This window comes from Pollutimonas harenae (assembly GCF_004153685.1).
Taxonomy (GTDB): domain Bacteria; phylum Pseudomonadota; class Gammaproteobacteria; order Burkholderiales; family Burkholderiaceae_B; genus Pusillimonas_C; species Pusillimonas_C harenae.
Genome location: NZ_SDQD01000007.1, coordinates 1 through 5,636 on the forward strand (window position 1 = coordinate 1; position 5,636 = coordinate 5,636).

Annotated in this window: 2 tRNA genes and 3 rRNA genes; all 5 read right to left on the reverse strand. The window is 51.9% G+C overall.

Going from position 1 to position 5,636, the window contains the following annotated elements:
- Positions 1–94: 94 nt before the first annotated feature.
- The 5 genes from rrf to ERD84_RS15885 all read right to left on the reverse strand — a co-directional run bounded on the left by rrf (position 95) and on the right by ERD84_RS15885 (position 5,490).
- Positions 95–207: ribosomal RNA gene (gene rrf, locus ERD84_RS15865) — 5S ribosomal RNA — on the reverse strand.
- Positions 208–408: 201 nt separating this feature from the next.
- Positions 409–3,295: ribosomal RNA gene (locus ERD84_RS15870) — 23S ribosomal RNA — on the reverse strand.
- 370 nt (positions 3,296–3,665) lie between these two features.
- Positions 3,666–3,741, reverse strand: a tRNA-Ala gene (locus tag ERD84_RS15875).
- Positions 3,742–3,758: 17 nt separating this feature from the next.
- A tRNA-Ile gene (locus ERD84_RS15880) sits at positions 3,759–3,835 on the reverse strand.
- A 114-nt stretch (positions 3,836–3,949) separates the two neighbouring features.
- Positions 3,950–5,490: ribosomal RNA gene (locus ERD84_RS15885) — 16S ribosomal RNA — on the reverse strand.
- Together the 16S, 23S and 5S rRNA genes with 2 tRNA genes alongside form the textbook arrangement of a ribosomal RNA operon.
- Between the last annotated feature and the right edge of the window lie 146 nt (positions 5,491–5,636).

The window sequence follows — 5,636 nt, forward strand, 5'->3', positions numbered from 1 at the left end:
AACGTCTATTTTACAAGAGGGAATTGTATTGTGTTTTTGGCGGGCAATAAAAAACCCCCACACGAGTAGTGCGGGGGTTTTTCTTTCAATAAGAGCCTGACGATGACCTACTTTCACAGACGTACGTCCACTATCATCGGCGCAAAGGCGTTTCACTTTCCTGTTCGGGATGGGAAGGAGTGGGACCACCTTGCTATGGTCGTCAAGCGTAACCGGGTGTTCTGGCGGCACGAAGCCGATAGAACGAATCTGGGAAGAAGCACCGCGCCTGGGTTTTGATGCCAGGGCTGTATGTATGGTGTTGTTTCGTGGCGTACGGGCCGCGATGGGTTGCGTACTGGTCAACTCACAGTACGACTGGTTAATTTGTTTGAACGACACTTGAACACGTACAACCTGCAAGGTTATAGGATCAAGCCGCACGGGCAATTAGTACTGGTTAGCTACACGCATTACTGCGCTTCCACACCCAGCCTATCAACGTCCTGGTCTCGAACGACCCTTTAGGGGGGTCTAGCCCCCGGGATACCTAATCTTCAGACGAGTTTCCCGCTTAGATGCCTTCAGCGGTTATCTCTTCCGTACATAGCTACTCGGCAATGCCATTGGCATGACAACCGATACACCAGCGGTACGTCCACTCCGGTCCTCTCGTACTAGGAGCAGGCTCCGTCAAGTATCCAACGCCCACGGCAGATAGGGACCAAACTGTCTCACGACGTTTTAAACCCAGCTCACGTACCTCTTTAAATGGCGAACAGCCATACCCTTGGGACCGGCTACAGCCCCAGGATGAGATGAGCCGACATCGAGGTGCCAAACACCACCGTCGATATGAACTCTTGGGTGGTATCAGCCTGTTATCCCCAGAGTACCTTTTATCCGTTGAGCGATGGCCCTTCCATTCAGAACCACCGGATCACTATGTCCTGCTTTCGCACCTGTTCGACTTGTCAGTCTCACAGTCAAGCACGCTTATGCCATTGCACTATCAGCACGATTTCCGACCGTACCTAGCGTACCTTCGAACTCCTCCGTTACACTTTAGGAGGAGACCGCCCCAGTCAAACTGCCCACCATGCACTGTCCCCAACCCGGATAACGGGCCAAGGTTAGAACCGCAAACAAACCAGGGTGGTATTTCAAGGATGGCTCCCTCGAATCTGGCGACTCGAGTTCAACGCCTCCCACCTATCCTACACAGGCCGGTTCACAGTCCAATGCAAAGCTACAGTAAAGGTTCATGGGGTCTTTCCGTCTAGCCGCGGGTAGATTGCATCATCACAACCACTTCAACTTCGCTGAGTCTCAGGAGGAGACAGTGTGGCCATCGTTACGCCATTCGTGCAGGTCGGAACTTACCCGACAAGGAATTTCGCTACCTTAGGACCGTTATAGTTACGGCCGCCGTTTACCGGGGCTTCGATCAAGAGCTTGCACCCCATCACTTAACCTTCCGGCACCGGGCAGGCGTCACACCCTATACGTCCACTTTCGTGTTAGCAGAGTGCTGTGTTTTTAATAAACAGTCGCAGCCACCGATTCTCTGTGACCCCTTCATGCTCAGGGCGCGGGCCCATCACACTACCAGGGTATACCTTCTCCCGAAGTTACGGTATCAATTTGCCGAGTTCCTTCTCCTGAGTTCTCTCAAGCGCCTTGGAATATTCATCCCGTCCACCTGTGTCGGTTTGCGGTACGGTCTCGTAAGACTGAAGCTTAGAGGCTTTTCTTGGAACTGCTGTCAATCAGTTTAGGACCGAAGTCCTATTCAGCCACACCCTTGAATTACGCGCCCGGATTTGCCTAAGCGCCTTCTATGATGCAGCAACGGAGATATCCAACACTCCGATGACCTTGTGCAATCCGTCCCCCCATCGCATCTTACGACGGTGCTGGAATATTAACCAGCTTCCCATCAGCTACGCATCTCTGCCTCGCCTTAGGGGCCGACTCACCCTGCGCCGATGAACGTTGCGCAGGAAACCTTGGACTTACGGCGAGGGGGCTTTTCACCCCCTTTATCGCTACTCATGTCAGCATTCGCACTTCTGATACCTCCAGCAGACTTCACAATCTGCCTTCGCAGGCTTACAGAACGCTCTCCTACCGCGTATATCTAAGATATACACCCGCAGCTTCGGTCTATGGCTTAGCCCCGTTACATCTTCCGCGCAGGACGACTCGATCAGTGAGCTATTACGCTTTCTTTAAAGGATGGCTGCTTCTAAGCCAACCTCCTGACTGTCTATGCCTTCCCACTTCGTTTCCCACTTAGCCATAGTTTGGGACCTTAGCTGGCGGTCTGGGTTGTTTCCCTCTTGAGTCCGGACGTTAGCACCCGGTGCTCTGTCTCCCACGCTGCTACTTGCCGGTATTCGGAGTTTGCCATAGGTTGGTAAGTCGCCATGACCCCCTAGCTATAACAGTGCTCTACCCCCGGCAGTAATACGTGAGGCACTACCTAAATAGTTTTCGGAGAGAACCAGCTATTTCCAGGCTTGTTTAGCCTTTCACCCCTATCCACAGCTCATCCCCTAATTTTTCAACATTAGTGGGTTCGGTCCTCCAGCACGTGTTACCGTGCCTTCAACCTGGCCATGGATAGATCGCCTGGTTTCGGGTCTACACCCAGCGACTAAAATCGCCCTATTCGGACTCGCTTTCGCTACGCCTTCCCTATTCGGTTAAGCTTGCCACTGAATGTAAGTCGCTGACCCATTATACAAAAGGTACGCAGTCACCCCACAAGGAGGCTCCTACTGTTTGTATGCACACGGTTTCAGGATCTATTTCACTCCCCTTCCGGGGTTCTTTTCGCCTTTCCCTCACGGTACTGGTTCACTATCGGTCGATCACGAGTATTTAGCCTTGGAGGATGGTCCCCCCATGTTCAGACAGGATTTCACGTGTCCCGCCCTACTTGTCTGACGCCTAGTTCCACAAACTGAATTTCGTCTACAGGGCTATCACCTGCTACGGCCGGACTTTCCATTCCGTTCGACTATTCAATATGCTAAAACGTCAAGGCTGGTCCGATTTCGCTCGCCGCTACTTTCGGAATCTCGGTTGATTTCTTTTCCTCGAGTTACTGAGATGTTTCAGTTCACCCGGTTCGCTTCGCCACACCTATGTATTCAGTGTGGGATACGTCATTGCTGACGTGGGTTTCCCCATTCGGATATCTGCGGATCAAAGTCTGTTTGCCGACTCCCCGCAGCTTTTCGCAGGCTACAACGTCCTTCATCGCCTGTGATCGCCAAGGCATCCACCATGTGCACTTAGTCGCTTGATCCTATAACTTTGCAAGCTATAGGAACACTTGAGTTTGCGTGTATTGTGCCGTTCATCATTATCAAAGGCCTTATCCCGAAGAATAAGTATTTTTGAGAACTATTTGAACAAAATTGTTTAATGCAATCACAACCCGTACTTACGTGTGATCATGTCGAATTGACCATGATCCACACCATAATTACTTCGTTGTGCTTCTTCCAGATTGTTAAAGAACGAGTAAACCATTAAATCGTAAAGATTTAACGAGCAGTCTTTATAAGCATGCGCTGAGCAACAGCCACACCCTAAACACTCTTCGTTAAGCCCTTTTTTTGTCATGCACCGCCGACCCCAGAACGCTACCGCTACACAACCCACAATAAAAACTGTGGTGGAGGATGACGGGATCGAACCGACGACCCCCTGCTTGCAAAGCAGGTGCTCTCCCAGCTGAGCTAATCCCCCGCACCGATAAATCGTACTGGTGGGTCAAGTTGGAATCGAACCAACGACCCCCGCCTTATCAAGACGGTGCTCTAACCGACTGAGCTACTGACCCAGTATGCGCCGCCAGTTGTCTTCACAACCGGCCACGTAACCTTGTCGTGGCTTACTCTTTCTACAATAAACAGCCAATAAGTGTGGACGCTTTCGCTTCGTGCGCTTCGCTCTGAAAGGAGGTGATCCAGCCGCACCTTCCGATACGGCTACCTTGTTACGACTTCACCCCAGTCATGAATCCTACCGTGGTAATCGCCCCCCTTGCGGTTAGGCTAACTACTTCTGGTAAAACCCACTCCCATGGTGTGACGGGCGGTGTGTACAAGACCCGGGAACGTATTCACCGCGACATGCTGATCCGCGATTACTAGCGATTCCGACTTCATGCAGGCGAGTTGCAGCCTGCAATCCGGACTACGATCGGGTTTCTGGGATTGGCTCCCCCTCGCGGGTTGGCGACCCTCTGTCCCGACCATTGTATGACGTGTGAAGCCCTACCCATAAGGGCCATGAGGACTTGACGTCATCCCCACCTTCCTCCGGTTTGTCACCGGCAGTCTCATTAGAGTGCCCTTTCGTAGCAACTAATGACAAGGGTTGCGCTCGTTGCGGGACTTAACCCAACATCTCACGACACGAGCTGACGACAGCCATGCAGCACCTGTGTTCCGGTTCTCTTGCGAGCACACTTTAATCTCTTAAAGCTTCCAGACATGTCAAGGGTAGGTAAGGTTTTTCGCGTTGCATCGAATTAATCCACATCATCCACCGCTTGTGCGGGTCCCCGTCAATTCCTTTGAGTTTTAATCTTGCGACCGTACTCCCCAGGCGGTCAACTTCACGCGTTAGCTGCGCTACTAAGGCCCGAAGGCCCCAACAGCTAGTTGACATCGTTTAGGGCGTGGACTACCAGGGTATCTAATCCTGTTTGCTCCCCACGCTTTCGTGCATGAGCGTCAGTATTATCCCAGGGGGCTGCCTTCGCCATCGGTATTCCTCCACATCTCTACGCATTTCACTGCTACACGTGGAATTCTACCCCCCTCTGACATACTCTAGCTCGGCAGTTAAAAATGCAGTTCCAAAGTTAAGCTCTGGGATTTCACATCTTTCTTTCCGAACCGCCTGCGCACGCTTTACGCCCAGTAATTCCGATTAACGCTTGCACCCTACGTATTACCGCGGCTGCTGGCACGTAGTTAGCCGGTGCTTATTCTGCAGGTACCGTCAGTGACGCCAAGTATTATTCAGCGCCGTTTCTTCCCTGCCAAAAGTGCTTTACAACCCGAAGGCCTTCATCGCACACGCGGGATGGCTGGATCAGGGTTGCCCCCATTGTCCAAAATTCCCCACTGCTGCCTCCCGTAGGAGTCTGGGCCGTGTCTCAGTCCCAGTGTGGCTGGTCGTCCTCTCAAACCAGCTACAGATCGCGGCCTTGGTGAGCCTTTACCTCACCAACTAGCTAATCTGATATCGGCCGCTCCAATAGTGAGAGGTTCCGAAGAATCCCCCCCTTTCCCCCGTAGGGCGTATGCGGTATTAGCCACGCTTTCGCGTAGTTATCCCCCGCTACTGGGCACGTTCCGATATATTACTCACCCGTTCGCCACTCGCCGCCAAGAAAAGCAAGCTTTTCTCGCGCTGCCGTTCGACTTGCATGTGTAAAGCATCCCGCTAGCGTTCAATCTGAGCCAGGATCAAACTCTTCAGTTTAATCACTGTATAAATCGTAATTTCCATCCGGTCCCGAAGAACCAGTGGTCATACGTCGCGTTTCGCTCAAAGAAAAAGATCGGTTCAAATTACTTCAAACCTTACTTCTTCAAATGTGCGAGCACTTGATATAAATTTGGCGAACC